We start from the raw sequence: 18,379 nt of genomic DNA, 5'->3' as shown, positions 1-18,379 counted from the left end.
GTGGATCATCTTGGATTAAGCATATAACTGGGTTAATCGGTACAGGAAAAACTCCGCATTTCTTACCCCTCTGAATTGGGCTCGGAAGGCTTTGATTTTGGCATTAAAGGATTCGGCCGACGCATTGGTGCTGCGGTTGTCAAAGTAGTTGAGAATCGTCTCATAATCGTTCTGAATGGAAAGGGCCACCGTGTTGAAGGCCTTGAAACCGCACTGTCGGACTTTTTCATGCCACTTTGCCAGCCGTGCTAAGCCATAAAGTTTATCGGTCGTATTCTCAAAAATGTGACTGAGGGCTTGACTGAAATCATAGGCTTTCTTTAGATCAGGGTAGTGATCAAAAAGCAAAGCCGCCCGTTCCCGTTGACTGTCAGTCCAATCACCCGATTTTTTATAAAGCACATACCGGCTGCGAGCCAGCAGTTGTTTGAGCGTATGCCATTGGAAAGCACTTCCGTCTCATACGCGCTCTGAGTGGCTTTGGCTTGTTCAAGGGCTTCATTTTCTGCCTCCAGGGCTTGCCACCGGTACTGGACACGCATCTCCTGGACGGCTTCCAGGGCTAATTGCTGGACATGGAACCGGTCGGTGACCTGGGTGGCTTGGGTAAAGCATTTTTTGGCAATCAGCGCCATATTGCCCACTATATCCAAGGTAATTTCGGCGACCTTTTTACGAAGCTTTTCGGGAATTTTCCGTAGAATAGCGATCACCGTTTCCGCTTTTGTTCCAGCGATAATGGCCACAATACTGCCCTTTTGGCCTTTTGACGCTTTATTAGTTAGAATCGTATACAACTCACCTTGCGAAAGTGACGTCTCATCAATCGACAGATACGTGCCCAGGTTTTGAGGGTAGAGCAGCCACTGTTTAGCGTGGCCTCGCTGGGACCAGTTTTGAAAATGGCTCAAATGGGTGCGGTATTGAGCTGATAAGCGTTTCCCATTAACGCCATATAAACGACCCCGGGTACTGGTACTGTGGGGGAATAAATCCGTCAATCTCTTTTAAAAAATCCGCGAATTCTTTCGTCATCCGCGTTCCCTGGGCTACCTGGGACCAATTCCTTTGCTGGATTTGACCCGTCCTGGAATTTAACCGCGCCACGGTGGCGAGCGACGACGTTTAATATGAATAAAAACTCGTTTATCACGGATGGGGAAGTCTTGAATGTGACCTTGGCCCTAAAAACTGGACAGTGAACAAGTAGAGAAATTCGGGCGATTTTGATAACTTAAATAATCCAAAATCGCTCATGAAAAAGACGAAGTTCATCGAAGCACAACGGGGTGGCCCGAGCCATCATTTTTGCCCTGCGTCAAGCTGACACTGGTGTACCTGTGGCGGAAGTTTGCCGGAAGATGGGAGTCAGCGAGGCTACCTATTACAACTGGAACGGGGCCGCCCGCGTGGAAGAAGTACGCTGGTTTAGGGGTTCCAGAACTACGAAACCTTCGACAGTTGGAGCCGGGCGGCCGGTGCCGAAGAAAATCAGAAACTGAAGCAACTCGTAGCCGACCTGAGTTTAGATAAGCAGATGCTACAAGACGTACTCAAAAAAAAACTTTAACGGGGCCGCCCTTTAGGTTTGAGGGTTGGCAAGCTACCCAATCTTGGTTTCTTACCAACCCTCAAACCTAAAGGGCGGCCCCACCTCATTGTGTTGCAACATAAAGGTAAGCAGGCACCCACTTTTTTCAGCTAGTTATAAAATCCTCAACAACCTCTTATGAGGGATGAACTATAGACTAAGTTTGATGGGGCTACCCAGCCGCCTTGAAGGAAATTGTTGGGGTGAAGTGGTTGTTGAGAGTCTTTTTTACCACTCTCACAAGCGAGTTGGTAAACCATATTCATATCGGATCGGTTGTCTACCTTTGATGTATTGAGGATTGGCACAATGGTACAAGGCTGTCAGTGCCGACGACTACATTTACTCTTCAACTACCGCACGTCCAGTTAAGAGGAATTATATTTTACAATTCCTTAATGGTCGCTTAAAAATTTCTACCATATTTTTGCAAGCCCAAATTCAGTTTCCCCCGAATTTTCAATATGTCTTTTCTTACATACACTAAAACCCCTGCTTGCTGGTCTATTAGTGTGTAGTTTGTCATAATGGTATTTCTTAAATCTGGAATTGTTTGGTGTGCAACCAAATTAGGGTCCTTAAAAATTGAATTCATTTTAACTTCATCTATAAACACAGCAGGTCGATTCCGTTTGATATCATTTACATATTGATGGCAATAATATTCAATAAGATAAGGGTCATGGATAGCGCCTAAAGAGTTAGTCGTCATGCATCGTATGGAATGATTTTCTCGAGTACCTTGCCTTAATCCGGTAAGAGTATGATAAGTCAAATTCCATCCCCATACGACGAGGCAATCAGTTGGTTTAGTGTAGTAATTAATTAATTTGATAACATTAATTTCATGTTGTGCAAGTTCAAATCTCTTGAAATTTTGATTTTTCCTATTATACTTTAATATATGCACGGTAACAAGGCCGATGAATAATCCAGTCATCATTATACTTACTATTGGAAAAGTGTATTTTTTAATGTCACGGTACTCAAAGATATGGCTTAGCATATGTGATGTGAGTAAGGTGATGGGAAAAAGCGTGTAGAATAAATAATGTTCAAAAGTATAGCCTGTGCGAGTAACAACTATGTAAGAAACTACAATGTTTATTGATAAAAATATGAATACATTATCTTTATATATAAGATATGAATAATTTTTTTTGCTTATAACTATGGGGAAAGTTGACCATATTATAATGTTGTAAATTAAAAAAAATAAATAGTCGTAAGACGATTTGAATATTAATTTAATAAATAAACTAAATGGATCTCCCACATTATAGTGGTTTAAATTGGTTTTGATATACATTATATAGAAATCGTATATTATATTATTATAAAATAAATATGCCAATAAAGATCCTCCCACAATTACCATTCCACTGCCAAGGCCAACAATAGCTGCTGTTTTATTTAATTTTCTTTTTAATATAATAAAAAACTCATACAATAAGTATAGAATGGCAAGCGGCCCTCCTTGCAATTTTGCGAAAGGTATTAAGCAGCAAATAATACTAAATAAAATATATAAATATATTGGTATTTTTTTATTATGATATGTATAAGCTAATATGTAAATAGCTAAAGTAATTAAAAAAAATGAAGGTAATTCACTGTTATAATGGTTAAAATCATTATGATTGGTGAAGAAAAAAAAACTGTATATAATTATGATGCTTAAAAATGAAACTTTAATAGTGTTGAATAGCCTTAATGTAAGGTATGTAATGAATAATGAAAAAATGACTAGTCCTGTAGCTGTGGCATGAAGAGTTAAGTAATTAAATGGTAATCCTGCATATTTTAATAAAAGAATTATATAGCTATTAATTGGTCCACTGGTAGTTCCATCAACTGATCGCCAAAATATTGGATCAAATTTTAACGTAATTGCCTGTGTTAGCATTTGGCTTTCATCAGGATTTATTTGACCATTGTATAAAATGAATGGCAGCTTTTTAATTGTATATAAAATAGAAAAAAAGACAAGCGTTGTATATTCCTGCGGTGACAGGCCTGCGTAATTCTTTGTTTTTACTGAGCTCTTATTCTTGGTTATCATAAATGTTTCTTAATATGTTTCTTACAAATGGTTATTAAATGACTAATTAACAACCATTTATAAGAAACATATTTCATTATTTTAAAAGTTAATATACGGAAATTAAAGCGTCTTAGTTAATTAAGACAACATGTAATGCATTTCCTTTAAGAATTATATCGATTGATGATCCGTCATTAAGGTTTACCTTAATTGTTTGTGTTGAATTTGGTTGACAGTATGGGTCAAATGCCCAGACAACTTTTTTATTGCCGTTATGTAGAATCATTGCCATGGGCTTGTAGTCAAATGCATGTTGCAGAATAGCTGATCCATCTGCAGGAGCGGTACGCGTTGCGCCATTTAATGTGTATGTTGCGTATTCCCAATTCGGAGTTGCCGTTTCTAGCCAACTTAATGCTCTTTGTGCTTTGATTAGTCCGTGATAGCTTGCGTCAAAACCTACTAATGGAGATAATGGGACTATTCCCTCACTTGATGTCACAAAAGGAAAGTTATTGGGACTTCCAGGGTTCGGTATCCATGTGGTTGGGTAAAATTCACTACTACCAATTTTATTACGATCATTACCTGTTAAAGGTAAATTATGAAAGTAGACTAATCCTTTTCCACGAGTTATCATATCGAATGCAAATACTTCTGCTGCAATTAAACTACAAATGCTATGTGATTTTTGACGTACTTTTCCAATAGGGTTTGTAGTTTCATGCTCCCATTCATAAGAATTTTGTCCACTTGAAGCATCTCCTCCACTACTTCCCGCGGGATTTTCCCTAAGCGGCCAGAAATAGCCAATTGGTTTATTGTTAGGATCTTGCTTTAACATAATATCCATTTCATGTAGTTTTACATAAATGATATCAATGTCATTTACATCAAAAGGGTAGAAGTTCAATAATTGCTCAACTCCTATACTACTCAGACTTTTTCCGCCATGATCGGAATAAAATGGGTCAGCGTTTCCATTTACTCCCGTCCTTGCTTGTTGCTGACTTTGATACGGGCGTAAATAGTTATTAAAATTTAAAGGATTGCGTGAGCCGCCACCAAGAGGCTGAAAATTGTAAGAAAAGGCTCTATAACGAAAAGAATTTGAGCTATAATTACCAAAGGTATGACTGTTTGGATTTCTTGCTTTATAACGTTCATGATAACCTAAATAACCATCACTATTTCCTAAAACAAAATTATTACCTTCTCCAACTTGATCAATTAGCCATCCGAAGCCATCAATTCCTGCATAATCTTGCGATGCCACCCCTTGTTCATAGGTAGGATTTCCATTAGAGTAATTTTTATTAGATATGCTTGAATTTAGAAGGCCTTGCTTAAAGTTATCAGAATTAGGCATCACCAACCGCTCACTTAATGGTATATCTTGGCCATTGATGTGTGATCGATGAAATACGTTCCATCCATGTGAACGATAATCATCCAAATTTGCAGTTGCATCTAAAGGATCTCCCCCAAAAATTTTTCCAGGAGGTAATGATAAAGGGGAAGTGCTTCTCAAAAATTCAGAATTCCAATTATTTGACCTGATAAACCAGCTTTCGTATTGAGGTAAAAGTTTTCCTTTACCGCTACTTATGGTCTGATCTCCTATTGGCATACTTCCATCATACGTATCGATTATTTGCTGGTGCCAACTATTGATCCATTGAGAATCTTGACTGTTTTGTTTCCACAGATCTTCAACACGGTGATATCCGTTTATTACATCAGACTTTGTGATTAATTTATCTACAATGTACTTAGCATTTACGGGTAGTTGATAGTTATTTAAGCTCTTTCCAACGTAGACATCGTTTATAAAATACAATGAATTGTATCCGCTAAGACTGTAGTTTGAAATATCACTAATGCTAATAGTACCATTTTGAGCATTAGATTTAGCAATGTCAAATTGGTCGCGTCGTGTCCCAGCTCGCCCCATATCTTGAAAGCTAAGAGTTGTACACCCTGTGATGGTAATACTAGTATTTGCCGTTTTACTACTGCATCCATTTTTGCTGGCTGTCACGGTATAAGTAGAAGTACCGTTACTGCTTGGAGCTGTGATGTAGATTGATTGACCGTTTTGTCCGGTGCTCCAATTATAGATGAGACCATCGCAGTCACTTCCTGTGCAGGGAGCGTTGAGGGTAATGGCACTACTGCAATTAGCCGTAGCCGGTGCTGTCGCATTGACGACAAAATTACAAGCTACTGTAGTCGATGTTCCGCTGCGGAACAAAGCACTGGCGGGTATTTCCTGTTTGGCAAAGGTGGGACCCTGCCAGAATGTTTGCAAGCCAAATCCTCCATCACCTTGGCTGTAAAGAATTTGGATGGGGTGGTAGCCGGCCCGCAGACAAATGCTGCCGCTGGGTTCCTGGCCTGCTGTCGCTGTGCCGTGGCAACCGCTATGAGCTATGATCAATTGCCCCCCAATGCTGAGCCGGGACTCATCGTCGCTGTTAAGAAAAAAAGTATATTGTCCATCAGCCGGGACTTGAATGTATCCGGCAAACTCGAAGCCAAAATGGTCGTCGCGCTGGCGGGGCGTGAGGCTAATGGTACCGACCGAACCGGAACTAATGACAGCCTGGTTGCTGAGTCCGGTGGCTGAGCACCAATCGTTGTTGGTGATGCTTTGATAATACTTATACGTCAAACCACCAGTCAGGTTGGTAGGGGAGTCAGCATTTCGCAAGGTAGTGCAGGAACCGGATGCCGGAGGGGCTGTGGGGCAACCAACGGACTCGAATCCAAACAGGCGCTGGTCGGCAAACGGTTCTGTTATATCACCCCATAATTGAAGTTGTGGCTCAACACCATAATTTCGCATATCCCAGGTAATTCCGTTGGAGGTATTGATCCGATAACTGCCGTTATTGTCGCTTCGGATTGTCCATTTCTGTAAATCGGATCCGGTGTAGGTTCCGATTCGAATTAATTCTCCATAATTTGCCGTATTGACTTGCATGCTTTTGCCGGAACCATCCTGCGTTGTGAACCTGTATTGATTGGTTCCTACGCTTTCGGCTTTCCATATTTGGTTCGCCTGGCTATTTGCAGCTCGTTGTTCAACTACATCACCCGCTAAAGACTGTAATACCTGACCGGTTTTTTTTGAGCGGATGACATAACAACCCGTAAGTGATCCTGACCCGCATCCATTAACAGTGACCGATGTTTGAGCGGTTTTACTGCATCCACTCTTACTTGCTGTCACGGTATAGGTGTAAAATCCATCGCTGGTAGGCGTATTCACGCTAATCGTCTGGCCATTTTGATCAACGCCATTTCCACTCCAGCTATAATTTAGCCCAGCACAATCACTACCTTCGCAGGTTGCACTTAAATTTACCGAAGTCCCGCAGCCTAGAGTCGTGTTGCTAACGGTGGCAGATGGTGTGTAGTTGCAGGAGTTATCAGCGTTGGTCAGACAAATGTTATTAAAACAAACAAGCCCACCTTCGGAACCTGAACTTAATCCAATCGTGTGAGTGCCCGCACTAAGTGATACGGTACCTACGACCTGGTTTAGGTACGAAGTAGTCATAGCAAACGCTACATTTTGGGCAACACCATCGATTCGCACGATCCCAATCGCAGATTTTTCATGGGAACGGTACGAAACCGCAAGCGAATAGGTGCCTGTCTGTGCTACAGTAATAGTTTGATTGCGAATCTCAAAGTTGTTACCAGAACAAACAATTGGAAAAGGTGTACAAGCAACTTCGGTTACAGCAATCCGTGATCCTTTCAAAGACCCAGCATTGGCAAGGCTTTCGGCGGAATTAAGGCAATGAATCTGGAATTTGCCCTTCTCTATAAATTTGCTGTCAGCACCGGCGTCCTTATGGCTTCGTAGCAAGCGGAAGGTGTTATTGCTGGAAATTGAAACAAACTTGCCCTTGAGAGAATAGGTAACCGTTTTCCGCTGGTTTGAAAGCTCTGTACCGATGAGGTCGAAATAGTCACCGCCCGTTTGAACGAAACCGTCCGGGACGAGCACTTTGAGGCTAAACGCATTTGAGCCGGGAAAGGTCGCTAGCAAGCCGGGATGCATGGCCATGTAGTGAGCCGTGATCGTTAATTCCACTTCTTCACCAAGACTGACCTGCTTTTTATTGGTGTAAAAGACAAAACGAATCGGATCGCTACCCGAGAAGGCTGATTTTCGATTGGGGGATGGATAAGAGGGAGGAAGAATGGGTCTTCTGGGTTTCCCGCTTCCTGGGTTTCGTTTCTTTTCAAGTATGTATGTAGCGGGTTTCTCCATATTTTTTAGCAAAATAGACGGGATTTTTCCTTCCCTATTTATGTTACTAAATCGAAAAGATTGTAAACTTAATAGTGCCAATAATGCTATTAAATTTATGAAGGTACGATTCCTTCCTGCAAGGTAATTTATTTTTCTCATGATAGCAACAATGTGGATTTTACGATAGTATTTTCGTAAAATTCATAAAGTGTTTCTTTAGCTACATGAGTGATGTTATGCGAGTTTTTAGGATAGGTTACCTATTTTTGTTTCTATATTTAATATTTAGTTGATAAGATGTAGGCTTTATTTTTAAAAATGAATCTTAACAAAGAACCCGGCCCCCCATTTACATTTAACTTCGAAGAAATATTTGCCTTATGGTTTTCGACTGTTTTGGTACTGATGTATAATATACCGGCTATTTCCGCTGTAGATTTGCCTTCCGCTAATTTCCACAAAACTTCTTTTTCGCGCCCAGTCAATTCATTCCATCCTTGTATAGCATGCATTCGCGATATGGGGGGTAATGAAGGAAGAAAACGCTGTCCCAGGGCAATCAACCTTAAACAGTGTGGTAATTCATGAAAGCCACAGACTAAATCGGGCTTTAAATTCTGAATATGATAGTCGATACTATTTGTATAATTTACGCTATTGTCTACTAATATCGCTAATTGGAAACGTTGGTCCCGCAATCTCAATTCTTGCAAAACATCAAAATAAATTGTCGATTTTTCATAAATGTCAAATAAAACCCAATCAATAGGCTGCTGTTTTACGATCTTTTCAACTTGTTGAATGTCGAAAATAATGTTTATACTTAAACATACCGATCTGGCAATTTCGGTAATGTAAGAGGCTATAAAATGGTTAGATGGTATACCAATCATTGTATTCATAAGATGTGTTTTTTATTTTTAATAGTATAAATATACTACTTATCTATTGTAAATTATAGAGTACTTGTTTGAGAAATAATTGCTGCTAATTGAAGTTAAAATAATTTGTTTTTATGGAAGTTTAAGGTCTAATACGCAGTATATAAAGTCCTGACTCAGAGAGATATTAGCGGAAAGTAAATTAGCTGATAACTTTCAAAGAATAGGAAATTAGGAAAAGAAAACGATCCAGGTGGGAGAGGGTTTGCATAGGTCTCTGGATTCGGCTGAAGCGAACTTTTATGAAAAAGCCTAAACAGACGCCTGCGAAAGTCCGTTTAGGGAAGTAACCAGACAATCTGCTATGAAACCACTGTTAGGAACAAAAGCTAGCCCATCGATGGTACATTTTTCACTACTGATGCTGAGGATTGGTGTCGCAGCTCTGATGCTGACGCATGGCTGGCCTAAATTCATGAAAGTAGTAACCGGTAATTTTACTTTTGGAGACCCCATTGGCATCGGCAGTGCATCATCGCTGATCCTGTCCATGCTGGCCGAGTTTGTCTGCTCTATTCTGATTCTGATCGGATTTCAAACCCGGGTAGCCGCCATCATCTTGATGATCAACATGCTCGTGGTTGCATTTTTTGCCCACGGTGCCGACCCTTTTGGGAAAAAAGAGATGCCCTTGTTGTATTTTCTGGTCTATTTTACCCTTTATTTTGTGGGGCCCGGCAAGCACTCGATCGATGGTCGTACCAACAAAACATGGCCGGGTTGAGAGCAGGTAAGGCCGGAGAGAATTGAATTATTTTTTTTGAAATAAATTAGGAAGCAAACGGTAATAGAGCAAATGCCGCCAGGTTGCCCAATCGTGAGCACCATCGCCCCCTACGTAATAATCGTGCTTCACTTTGTGTTTTTGCAAAGCCTCATGCAACGCAACCGCCCGTAGCCCAATGGTGGCCACCTCGCCGGTCCCTTGTCCAACGAGGAGATAATCTACTTTCTTATTGATCTCCGGATCGTTCAAAAATGGTGCGCTGGCCTGCTCTGTGTTCAAATCTCCAGAACTCAGACAACCGAATGAACTGAACAAATCCAGGCAGTTGAAACCCACCAGTTGCGTATGTCGCCCGCCCATCGACAGACCCGCTAACGCCCGGCCTTTCGGGGTGGTTTGCGTACGGTAGTTCTTATCCACGTATGGAATAATCTGCTTTCTCAGTTCTTCTTCAAACAGCTTGAATGTCAACTCGGTATGCCTTGGATCATTGCGGTGAATGACCTGGTTGTTCGGCATGGCAATAATCATCGGAACGGCTTTGCCTTCCGCAATCAGGTTGTCGGCGATAAAGTTCGCCCGCCCGTCCAGCGACCAGGTTGAAGCCAGCTCTCCGCTTCCACCTAGCAGGTATAAAACCGGGTATTTTTTCTTCGGGTTGTAACCGGGTGGGGTATAAACGTATAATTCACGCTCGCCGTTGAGCACAGCCGAGTGGTACGTATGACGGCTTACCGTGCCGTGTGGTACCTGGCGGGCATCGTAATACGCCGGCCCGTCGCCGTGAACAACCAGCTGGCTATAGCCGGGTTGATCGGAAAAACCGGTGAGGGTGTTGTTGGGATCGACCACGGTTACGCCGTCGATGATGAATTTGTAGACGTAAATATCCGGTTTCACCGGTCCAACGGTCAGCGTCCACAGCGTATCATTGTCCTTTCTGAACGGAATCGGTTTAGTGGCCTTGAGGGCCAGCAACATGGGGCCACCGGTCAACAGCACTTCCTGAGCCCGGGGTGCCTTGAGTCGAAATGTCACCTTATGATCGTCACTTACCTCGGGAGAGATAACGTTGGCGCCAAAGGGATTCAGGTTTTGGGTGTTTTTATGCGGATTCCAGTCTAAATTAACGTGCGCTTGCTGCGCTTGAGTGGATGGAAACCGGGCCAAAAACAAAAAGCCCAGAAAAATTCGGATGGTGAATGATTTCATCACGGGTAGGTTTAACCCTGTCAGCGGTCGCAGACCCTGACAGGGTATAAAAATAAATAGTGAATATGTAAGGAATACATAAAGCTAATTTTTTATTTTTTCTCTATGAATTACAAGAAGCAACTGGAGGAGTATTTCAATGAAGTCGATGCACGGTGTGTGTTGGGCCTTTCAATCGACTGCGTGATTTTTGGATTTTATGATAATCAGTTGAAAGTGTTATTGTTACGATGGAAGCAAACCGAGGAGTGGGGATTGCCGGGCGGTTTTATCTACAAGAACGAATCGGTCGATGTGGCGGCTCAACGCATTCTGGAAGAACGTACCGGGATCAAGGAGCTTTTTCTCCAGCAATTTCACACCTTTGGCGAAGATGTACGGTATAACCGGCAGGAAATCAGCCAAAAACTGAGTTGGCCGGATACATCGTCCCGACAATGGCCCGATCGTACCGTATCAATTGGTTATTTTGCCCTGGTCGATTTTTCGAAAGTGGCCCCCACCGCTGATTTTCTGACGGATGAATGCCGGTGGTGGGATGTTGAAAAATTGCCCTCCTTGCTTTTCGATCATAACCATATTGTGGCCGTGGCGCTCAGGACGTTACGTGTTCAACTAAGCTGGCAACCGGTCGGGTATAATCTGCTGCCCGAAAAATTTACCATGCCCGAACTCCAGCGACTCTACGAAACCATCCTGAACCGACCGCTGGATCCCCGTAATTTTTCCAAAAAGATGCGGGCATTGGGCATCATCGAACGGCTGGAAGAACAACGGAAGGGTGGGGCTTTCAAGTCGCCGTATTTGTTCCGGTTTAATAAAGAAAAGTACGAAAAAGCGTTGCAGGAAGGCAATCTCGCCTTTAGTTAACGTTCAAAACGAACAGCGCCCGAACGGAGAAAACCTCCGTTCGGGCGCTGTTCGTTTTGGTAAGAGTAGGCCTATTTTTCTACCGGGCTGAACTTGATACTGACCAGGGACAGCAGCGGCTCGATGGCTTTCGCCTGATCGTTTTTGAAAACCAGGTAGACGTCATGAACCCCGGTGGTTTCTTTCAACGCAACTTTCAGAGGTGCCGGGCCACGGGGCGTGTAAGAAGGAGCAGCCGCCGTTGTTGATTTTGGCGGAGTGGTAACACCCGTTCCGGCTGTGGGCGCATTGCCACCGGCGGTTTGAATGGCCGTCGCCGTGGGTGCGGCCCCTGGCGCTCTCGGTTGGGCCACCTCCACAACGGTTTGACCGATCAGATCGCCCGTTGGAGAGTCCAGCCGGATTTCAATGGTTCCGCCGACACTGCCATCGCGTTTCTGAGCCGAAGCAATGAGTTCCAGTTGTTTGATGTCGGTCAGGTCCAGCTTTTTATACCCGATGTACCCCTTTGAAAAAGCCACCAAACTCACCCCGGTTCCCATACCCCGGGCTTTGATATCAACGCCTTTGGTGACCTCAGCATCGGCCGGGCTGACTTCCGGGTTGCGCAGAATAAGCTGGCTTTCCGAGGTCTGCGAAGGAATGGTTTTGACCGGCCGGTCGGTATAAGACGCCCGTACCAAGACGGTTCCTTTCCCATTGTCGCCCTCCGGAATTTTGAGCGCATAACTACCCTGCGTCGGCAAGGTGCTTAGGTTTTTTTCGGTGCTGTTCAGGATGTATTTGACAATCGCAGCGGCATCGCCGGCCGACATCGCCGGGTGAGCGGGCATCACGACTTCGCCCCAGACGCCACCACCACCGCTAATCACTTTTTTAACCAGTTGCCCCGACGCTTCGGATTTGCCTTTGTAGCGGTTGGCAATGTCATGGAACGACGGCCCAACGGATTTAGTGGCAACCTGGTGACAGACTTTGCAATCGCTCTGGCCGATCAGGGTCTGCGCCACGGCAAATTGCGTCGAAGCATCGACACTGCGCTGACTCTGAATCACTTCGGCGTAATCGAAGCCTTCGGATGTGTAATCGATGCTGATGGCGACCCGCGACGGACTGATTTGCCCCGATGTCGCGTTCGACCCGGCAAGTTTACCATCTTCTTTATCGCTTACCTGAACCGCGTACTGAATCGGTTTGTCGGGGAAGAAAAAGGACTTGTTACCGGTTAAATTCACGGCCACAACGGGCGGTTCATTCCCCGCGATGATTTTGACCGACTGGCTGTTGCTGGCACCCTGCGGATCGCTCACCGTCAGCGTGGCGGTATAAACGCCCGGTTTATCGAAGGATACGGTCGGATTGGCCGTTGTAAAGACCCGGGCGGCCCCACCGCCCGAAGCCACTTTCCACTGGTATTTCAGCGCGTCGCCGTCAAAATCTTTACTGCCTTCCGATGATAACGTGATCTGGAAAGGAACCGTACCGCCTTTTTTGCTGGCGGCTGCCTGGACGAGCGGTTTCCGGTTTCCGCCGTTGTATTCGAGCCGAACCAGCCGTGAATTGTCACTTTTTCGGAACCAGTTGCTGCCGTATTCCAGCGTGTACAAATCACCATCCGGCCCAAATTTCATGTCGATCGGTTCAACCGGTCGGTAGTTGGGTAACACCCGCTCCATCGACTGGTAATCGCCGTTTTCGTCCATCGTAATCGCCATAATCCAGCCCCGGGAGAAGTCGGTCGCAATCCATTTTCCTTCGTAATACGCTGGCCACGGACGCTTGGGATCTTTGAAATCGGAGCGGTGGTATATCGGGCCACCCGTTGCACTGCGCGAACCGCTGCCCACCAGCGGAAATTTCTCCGAAATACCGTATGGATAATAGATAAAAGAAGGCGCCACCGGCGGTAGTTCCGTCAAGCCGGTGTTATTGGGCGAATTGTTGACGAGTTTTCTGGGGTCTTTTTTGTCCAGCGGTTTATTCGTTGCATAATCGAAAACCGGAAACGCCTGGTCGTTACCGACAAACCACGGCCAGCCGAAGTTGCCCGGTTTGCGGCCCTGGTTCAGCTCATCGTACCCGCGCGGGCCAATTTCGGTGTCTTCGCCGGCATCGGGGCCGACTTCACCCCAGTAGAGAAAACCGGTTTTGCTGTCGATGGAAATCCGCCAGGGGTTGCGGTGGCCCATGGAATAGATTTCCGGGCGGGTTTTGGCGGTTCCTTTCGGATACAGATTGCCTTCCGGAATGGAATACGAACCGTCGGCTTCGGGGTGAATGCGCAGAATCTTACCGCGCAAATCGTTGGTGTTACCGGCGTGTCCCTGGTCATCCCAACTGGCGCGGCCGGGCCGCTCATCAGTTTGGGCCGCCTGCTGGTTGCCGGTGTTGTTGCCAACGGTCAGGTAGAGGTTCCCGGCTTTGTCCCAGGTCATCCCACCCCCGGTGTGGCAGCATACTTCGCGCTGGGTCGTCACTTCCAGCACCACCTTTTCAGAACTCAGTTTGTCATCGACCAGATTCCAGCGGGTCAGAATGTGCTTCTTTTCGGTTGGGTGGGCATAATACAGATACACCCAGTGGTTTTTATCGAAATTGGGGTCGAGCGACAGCCCCATCAGCCCTTCTTCAGCTTCGCGCGAGACGCCTTCGGCACTGGTGTATTTGGTGTTGACGGGAATGGTCGCAATCAGATTGACGGTTTTGGTCGCGGGGTCGTATTTTTTGAAAGCGCCTTTGCGTTCAATGATGTAAGCTGTGCCATCTTTAAGCACTTCAAACACCATCGGTTCGTCTAAATTGTCGGCAATGACGACGGGTGTAAACCGGCTCTCATCCGGTTTTTGATCGTTGGGATTGTCTTGTATCGTAAACGAAGCCAACCCGATCAGCAACCCGGTATTCAGCAGGAGGGATAGCGGTTTTGGTAAAAAGCCTTTATAGTTCATATTAATTGGTCCGGTATTCCTTGTGGTTTGGTGTTGAGCATCGATTTTCATAAAAAAAGTCATTCGTTGTCTTCAGAATGTACCAAATTTCATTAAAAATAGTATTAATTAATGAAAATTCGTAAATTCTTTTGACAGCGAATGACAGAGGCAGAAGCTGGCACGGGCCGCTTCAATTTACATTGGCTTCGACTTCTTGCCGACCAGTTTCAGGTCAAGCGTAAAGGTATCTTCAATGATTTTATCAGCCGCCGTACCGATGACAGCCGCCCGGTATTTGATGTCGTAGGCCAACCGGTTGACAACCAGTTTCGCCGTGGCTTCTACCGCATCGCCCGCTACTTTAACAACCGCCGGAAACGTGATCGGATTGGTGGTTCCTTTAATGGTCAGATCACCAGTTACGTTGTAGTTGGCTTCGCCGGTTTTGGCACCCGAAATCGCATCCAGTTTGGTAATCTTGAAAGCGGCCGTTGGATTTTTTTCGACGGAAAAGAAATCATCGCCTTTCAAGTGGTTCACCACGCGCTCGCTGTTTTTATTCTCGCTGAGCGTTGTCATGTCGGCGGTAAATGTACCGGCCGTTAACTTGTTGCCATTGAAAACGAATTCGCCTTTCGACAATTTGATGTTCCCGGTGTGTTCACCGCCTACTTTCTTGGCATTCCAGACCACAGTGCTCTGTTCGGTATCAACCGCATACGTAACGGTTTTGGCGACTACTTTTCCCGGACGTTTGTCGGAACCCGGTGTGCCGGCGATGATGGTCAGTGGGGTGGAAGCCAGCATACCTAAGGCTAACAGACCGGCAAAAATTTGCTTCGTTTTCATAAATGAATAGAGAGGTTGGTTAATTGATACGGTTTTGGTTAAACCGGACTTTCAGAAGTCTTTATTTTGAAAGTCCGGCCATCGATTCAGGGGTATTCAGAATTATTTTTGACGGGGACGACCGCCCGTTGCGCCACCGGTTGCCGGTTGAGCCTGTTGGGTTGCCCCACCACTATCGTCACCACCACCACCTTTCTGGTCGTCGTTGTTGATGGTCTTCTTCCTGCGGCCGAAGCTGAAACCGGAACCGTCGAGGCTCATTTTACCTAAACGGTAGGAGAAGTTCACGCGAACCCCGGCATTGTACATGCTGTTGACGCTTCTCTGGGTCAGAATCGGCGACGACGATTCCGAACGCACTTTGAAGGGGTGATTCAGGAAGTTTTCGGCACCCAGGCCGATGCTGCCCCGTTTGTTGTTGAAATCTTTCTTGACACCCAGGTTGTAGAACGCAAAGCTGCCCTGGTATCCCTGCAGGTTGATCTGCCGTCCGCGGCCCCCGCCGAAACCTTGGAGACCCCAGCCGTTTTTCAGCGTGACGCTCGTGAACAACCGGCCACCAATGACCCAGCCCGAATTGGATGCGCCGTAGATGGCACTGGCGTTGTTGTTGGTCAGGTACGTATGGTACAGGTCGATCCCCCCACCCAGTTGCCATTTGGAAAACAGGGTCACATTGGTAAACAAATTTGCTCCATAGGCCTGCTCTTTTCCGATGTTCTGGAAGGTGCTGCTGATGGCTTGCTGATAAACCGGATTAGCCTCCGTTCCGGTATTGATCTGCGTCACATCCCGAACACTCGTAATGGAGTTGTTGGTCTGGCGGGCAAACAGCGTCGCATTCATGTAGAACTTCTTGATCTGTCCGCTCAGGCCCAGTTCAACGTTGTCAGTGTATTCCGGTTTCAGATAGGGGTTCCCCTGGCTGGTGTTGAGGGGGTTGGCCGAGTTGATGTTGGGGTTCAGAAACTGGATGCCCGGCCGTTGAATCCGGCGGTTATAGCCCAGTTTTACGATTTTGCCGCCTTTCAGTCCTTTCGACAGGTTCACACTCGGTACAAAAACACCGTAGTCCGGAATGTCACTCAAATCGCTGCCCTGCTCGTTGCTGAACTTGGCGTTGATGAACGTGTACTCATAACGACCACCCGCTTTCAGTGTCCATTTCGTCTTGGAAGCGTAGGTGTAGGCAACATACGTCGCCATGATGTTCTGGTCGTAGTTCAGTGTATTGGCCGGCTGGATCGGGCTGATCTGGTAGTTCTCATTATCGCCCATCGTTGTGTAATATTGGTAATCGCTGTTGACGTTCCGGAAGATGCCTTTTCCGCCAAACTCCAGCAATTGGTTTGCTTTGATCGGCGTCTGGTAATCCATCTGCAAGGTCGATTCCTGGTTGTAGCTCAGGTTGTCGTTGCGTTGCCGGCTGGTGATGGTTTGCATGTCGACACCGTTGAGCAGTTCCGCCACAAAGTTGTTGGTGTTGTTGTTGCGGCTGTATAAGCCCAGAACGCTGAATTCCTGATTCGGTTTGTAGGTTTTGGTGTAGCTTACGTTCGCATCGACCGTACCGGAGAGGTTTTTGGTTTCCACGTTCCGACCAGTCCTGGTCGACAGCAGGTTGATGTACGACAGCGTTTGCAGGTTATCCTGGTAGTTAATCATGTTCCGCATGCCGTAGCGCAGGCTGGCCGACAGCGAGGTGTTTTTGTCAATGTCGTAATCCCAACCCAACTGGTAGTTGCCAAACATCCCGGCCTGGCGGGTATCGGCGTTTTGAATTGTGGTGGTCGTGCCCAGTTGGCCGGTGGTCTGTTGCGTGCTGTTGAAAGCTCCTCTGATGTTGTACATCGCCCGGCCAAAACCGCCGAGGTTGAAGCCCATTTTGCCCTGGCGATAGCTGGCGTTCAGGTTCAGGTTCGAACTCCGGTTGCCCGTGCCGACGTCCATGTTCAGGGTTGCGCCCTGCAGGGTGTTCTTTTTGGTGATGATGTTGATGATCCCGGCAGAGCCTTCCGCATCGTATTTGGCCGACGGGCTGGTGATGACTTCAATCGACTTGATCATATCAGCCGGAATCTGCTTGAGGGCGTCGGCCACGCTGCTGGCCACGATCGTTGACGGTTTGTTGTTGATCAGAACCCGAACGTTGCTGCTACCGCGCAAACTGACGTTGCCGTCCAGATCGACGCTCAGCATCGGGACTTTCCGCATAATGTCGGCGGCATCGCCCCCTTTGGACGTGATGTCTTTTTCGGCGTTATACACCAGCCGGTCCACTTTCTCTTCGATCAAGGCTGCCTGACCCGTAACGGTTACTTCGTTGAGCAGCCGAACGTCCTGCGACAGTTTGATGACGCCGACGTTGATGTCGGAACCCTTTTCAATTTTGATTGGGGCAGACAGCTTGTTCTGGTAGCCAATGAAGGAGTATTGCAGTTTGTATTCGCCGGGAGCGAGTTTGGATAAGATAAATTTCCCCTTGCCGTCGGCCGTGGTCCCGTCGATGGGCTTCCCGGTTTTTATATCCATCAGGGCAATGGTTGTATATTCAACGGGTTTGTTGGAAGTCGAATCCATCACCAGCCCGGAAATTTTGCCGTTGCCGCGGGGTTTGTCGTCATCGACGGTACCGGGAATGAATGTTTTTTCTTTTTCACCATTGCGTTGGCCACCGGGTTGTCCCATCCGACCGCCACCAAAACCACCCCCACCACCGCCCGGAAACTGGGCGAATGTCTGAACGGCGGCCAGACTGCATACGATTGTGAAAAATAGAGAGAGGGAAAATTTGTTCATGATTTTGAGTTCATTAGACAATGAATATGCAAATCAACGATTGTGGGAGGATTCTGAAAAACGAAATAGACTAAGGGCGTGAAAACGTCGCCGGATGACGTCTTTTGACCGATGAATCCAAATGGTATTATTGGGATGAAGATCAG

Annotated in this window: 11 protein-coding genes and 1 pseudogene; 3 read left to right on the top strand and 9 right to left on the bottom strand. The window is 46.1% G+C overall.

From position 1 onward, the window contains the following. Nucleotides 1-15: 15 nt before the first annotated feature. On the bottom strand, nucleotides 16-402 hold the full coding sequence (locus F0P93_RS32075; RefSeq protein WP_445482307.1) for a transposase: 387 nt from the start codon (nucleotides 400-402) through the stop codon (nucleotides 16-18). After that, nucleotides 321-1,001, bottom strand: a complete 681-nt coding sequence (locus F0P93_RS32070) for an ISAon1 family transposase (protein WP_445482306.1) — start codon at nucleotides 999-1,001, stop codon at nucleotides 321-323. Before F0P93_RS32070 ends, F0P93_RS32075 begins: the two co-directional genes overlap by 82 nt. A gap of 288 nt (nucleotides 1,002-1,289) precedes the next feature. Here F0P93_RS32070 and F0P93_RS23565 point away from each other — a divergent pair. Further along, a pseudogene (locus F0P93_RS23565) lies at nucleotides 1,290-1,567 on the top strand (transposase); the annotation flags it as partial. Nucleotides 1,568-1,997: 430 nt separating this feature from the next. Here F0P93_RS23565 and F0P93_RS23560 read toward each other — a convergent pair. The 3 genes from F0P93_RS23560 to F0P93_RS23550 all read right to left on the bottom strand — a co-directional run bounded on the left by F0P93_RS23560 (nucleotide 1,998) and on the right by F0P93_RS23550 (nucleotide 8,807). Next, on the bottom strand, nucleotides 1,998-3,653 hold the full coding sequence (locus F0P93_RS23560) for a hypothetical protein (RefSeq protein WP_150880185.1): 1,656 nt from the start codon (nucleotides 3,651-3,653) through the stop codon (nucleotides 1,998-2,000). Between the two features lie 112 nt (nucleotides 3,654-3,765). Continuing rightward, nucleotides 3,766-8,064, bottom strand: coding sequence for a PA14 domain-containing protein (locus F0P93_RS23555; RefSeq protein ID WP_150880184.1), 4,299 nt, complete (start codon nucleotides 8,062-8,064; stop codon nucleotides 3,766-3,768). A gap of 119 nt (nucleotides 8,065-8,183) precedes the next feature. Continuing rightward, a complete protein-coding gene (locus F0P93_RS23550) occupies nucleotides 8,184-8,807 on the bottom strand; it encodes a helix-turn-helix transcriptional regulator (RefSeq protein WP_150880183.1) in 624 nt (207 codons plus the stop codon). 343 nt (nucleotides 8,808-9,150) lie between these two features. On the opposite strand from F0P93_RS23550, the gene F0P93_RS23545 reads away from it, so the two are divergent. Then, on the top strand, nucleotides 9,151-9,570 hold the full coding sequence (locus F0P93_RS23545; RefSeq protein WP_150880182.1) for a DoxX family protein: 420 nt from the start codon (nucleotides 9,151-9,153) through the stop codon (nucleotides 9,568-9,570). Nucleotides 9,571-9,597: 27 nt separating this feature from the next. Here F0P93_RS23545 and F0P93_RS23540 read toward each other — a convergent pair whose 3' ends face one another. Then, the gene (locus tag F0P93_RS23540) at nucleotides 9,598-10,785 is read right to left on the bottom strand and encodes an esterase (protein WP_150880181.1); all 1,188 of its coding nucleotides are present in this window, start codon (nucleotides 10,783-10,785) and stop codon (nucleotides 9,598-9,600) included. 105 nt (nucleotides 10,786-10,890) lie between these two features. Here F0P93_RS23540 and F0P93_RS23535 point away from each other — a divergent pair, with 105 nt between their 5' ends. Further along, complete coding sequence (locus F0P93_RS23535) at nucleotides 10,891-11,655, top strand: NUDIX hydrolase (RefSeq protein ID WP_150880180.1); 765 nt, start codon at nucleotides 10,891-10,893, stop codon at nucleotides 11,653-11,655. Nucleotides 11,656-11,726: 71 nt separating this feature from the next. Here the strand turns inward: F0P93_RS23535 and F0P93_RS23530 are convergent, their stop codons facing one another. From F0P93_RS23530 to F0P93_RS23520, 3 genes are all read right to left on the bottom strand, one after another. Continuing rightward, complete coding sequence (locus F0P93_RS23530; RefSeq protein WP_150880179.1) at nucleotides 11,727-14,603, bottom strand: PQQ-dependent sugar dehydrogenase; 2,877 nt, start codon at nucleotides 14,601-14,603, stop codon at nucleotides 11,727-11,729. Nucleotides 14,604-14,780: 177 nt separating this feature from the next. Then, nucleotides 14,781-15,434, bottom strand: coding sequence for a YceI family protein (locus F0P93_RS23525; RefSeq protein ID WP_150880178.1), 654 nt, complete (start codon nucleotides 15,432-15,434; stop codon nucleotides 14,781-14,783). A 102-nt stretch (nucleotides 15,435-15,536) separates the two neighbouring features. After that, on the bottom strand, nucleotides 15,537-18,233 hold the full coding sequence (locus F0P93_RS23520; RefSeq protein ID WP_150880177.1) for a TonB-dependent receptor: 2,697 nt from the start codon (nucleotides 18,231-18,233) through the stop codon (nucleotides 15,537-15,539). Between the last annotated feature and the right edge of the window lie 146 nt (nucleotides 18,234-18,379).

It is taken from the genome of Larkinella humicola (genome assembly GCF_008727875.1).
Taxonomy (GTDB): Bacteria; Bacteroidota; Bacteroidia; order Cytophagales; family Spirosomataceae; genus Larkinella; species Larkinella humicola.
This window is presented reverse-complemented; position numbering and strand designations above follow the sequence as displayed.

Excerpts from the sequence above, each read along its gene's own strand:
- F0P93_RS23560 (WP_150880185.1), bottom strand. The coding sequence starts at position 3,653 with ATGATAACCAAGAATAAGAGCTCAGTAAAAACAAAGAATTACGCAGGC.
- F0P93_RS23555 (WP_150880184.1), bottom strand. The coding sequence starts at position 8,064 with ATGAGAAAAATAAATTACCTTGCAGGAAGGAATCGTACCTTCATAAAT.
- F0P93_RS23550 (WP_150880183.1), bottom strand. The coding sequence starts at position 8,807 with ATGAATACAATGATTGGTATACCATCTAACCATTTTATAGCCTCTTAC.
- F0P93_RS23545 (WP_150880182.1), top strand. The coding sequence starts at position 9,151 with ATGAAACCACTGTTAGGAACAAAAGCTAGCCCATCGATGGTACATTTT.
- F0P93_RS23540 (WP_150880181.1), bottom strand. The coding sequence starts at position 10,785 with ATGAAATCATTCACCATCCGAATTTTTCTGGGCTTTTTGTTTTTGGCC.
- F0P93_RS23535 (WP_150880180.1), top strand. The coding sequence starts at position 10,891 with ATGAATTACAAGAAGCAACTGGAGGAGTATTTCAATGAAGTCGATGCA.
- F0P93_RS23530 (WP_150880179.1), bottom strand. The coding sequence starts at position 14,603 with ATGAACTATAAAGGCTTTTTACCAAAACCGCTATCCCTCCTGCTGAAT.
- F0P93_RS23525 (WP_150880178.1), bottom strand. The coding sequence starts at position 15,434 with ATGAAAACGAAGCAAATTTTTGCCGGTCTGTTAGCCTTAGGTATGCTG.
- F0P93_RS23520 (WP_150880177.1), bottom strand. The coding sequence starts at position 18,233 with ATGAACAAATTTTCCCTCTCTCTATTTTTCACAATCGTATGCAGTCTG.